The sequence below is a fragment of the Pseudomonas sp. P1_F1_2 genome (genome assembly GCF_056405815.1).
This window is the reverse complement of sequence record NZ_JBFUBK010000216.1, coordinates 1-1,334: the sequence shown is the minus strand read 5'-3', so window position 1 is coordinate 1,334 and position 1,334 is coordinate 1. Positions and strand designations below refer to the sequence as shown.

1 protein-coding gene is annotated in these 1,334 nt (G+C 60.0%); it reads right to left on the bottom strand.

All coding sequences use genetic code 11. The features are described 5' to 3' along the window. Positions 1-144 precede the first annotated feature (144 nt). Positions 145-1,254, bottom strand: coding sequence for a DUF2817 domain-containing protein (locus tag AC1D2P_RS30675; protein WP_109787812.1), 1,110 nt, complete (start codon positions 1,252-1,254; stop codon positions 145-147). Positions 1,255-1,334: the final 80 nt, after the last annotated feature.

The following is a 1,334-nucleotide window of genomic DNA, read 5'->3' as shown; positions in this document are numbered from 1 at the left end:
GAGCATAGCATTCATAATGCTGGGGTCCGGGGTTCAAGTCCCTGTGTAGCCACCAAGTACTAAAAACGGCTTACCGAAAGGTAGGCCGTTTTTTTATGCCTCGAGAAAAGTACCTTGAACCGCAAGGGTTCAAGGTCATCCGCGTCAGGTGCGAATCGTCGGCAGTGCAGACAGCGCCCGCTCCCAAATCTGCCAGGTGCGCAGCCAGACCATCGCCTGCCAGTCGCTGTCTGCCGGATAGAACTGCTCCAGCAGATTCAGCTTGATCCCGCGCCCCACGGCATCACTCGGATTACCATGCAGATGCAGCCAGTGGTCATCGCGCAAATGGCGATGCACGTCCGCGCCCGGATACGTCCCACACTCGATGACAAACGGCATCAGCCGTACGTGGGGCAAGGCATCGACCAACGCCTGCGAGGTGTAGCCGGTCGCCGTGGCCGCCACGCCGGTTTCGCTCAATGTGTCGGCGCCGGTCAGCAGCGTATAGAGCCATGGGCCGTAAATGGCCTGCGCGTCTGGAAGGGCCGGATAAGCCGTTTCGGTGATCGTCAGCAACATCGGATGACCGTACTCACCGGCCCCTGTGTGCAAGTCGAAACACATGGCCACATCGGCATGGGCCATGTGCTTTTGCATGATCGCGTGCAATGTGCGGTTCGACCAGCTTGGCGCCAGCCCGCCGTAAAACAGGCCATCAGGGTGACTGTGCTGACCGCCCTCGACAATCGACATCACCGCCGGCCAGCCATGCTGGCGAATCTGCTCGTCGAGCAAGGCATCGGTACGCTCACGCTCAGGACCTTGCAGTTCGGTGCAGGCATAGATCTCATGCAGCGCTGCATAAGCCTGATTGTCCGGCAACGCACGCTCGAAGTTCAGGTGATTGCGGTTCAGGTCGATGTTGTCCTCGTTGACCCGACGCAGCCACGCGGTGCCCCAAGGATTAATCAGGTGTATGAACACCACGGCGACGTCAGTCGGCAGTGAGCGCTTGCCCAACTCCTGCAGCCATTTGATCTGGCAACCCGACCCGTAGAAGCCTTCGACGCCATGGGTGCCACTCAACGCGATGAGCAACCGCTTGGCGCCCGGATCGCCCAGCACCGCCACATCGGTGCTCAACGACTCACCGAAAGGCCCCTTGAGCGGATGCGGGTACTCGGTCAACGTCGCACCGGCCGCGGTGGCTGCCGCGATGAACTGTTCGCGCTGGGTGCGGTAACTTGGCTGGGTGGGGAACTCGGTCTGCATGTCTGCCTCTTGTTGATCTTCTGGCCAATCTGTTGCGCTCGACCCTACAGAAAATCCTTCGACTCCTGAAGGGTAAATGC

Bases quoted from the DNA above. Each gene is read 5' to 3' on its own strand.
- AC1D2P_RS30675 (WP_109787812.1), bottom strand. From the start codon at position 1,254: ATGCAGACCGAGTTCCCCACCCAGCCAAGTTACCGCACCCAGCGCGAA.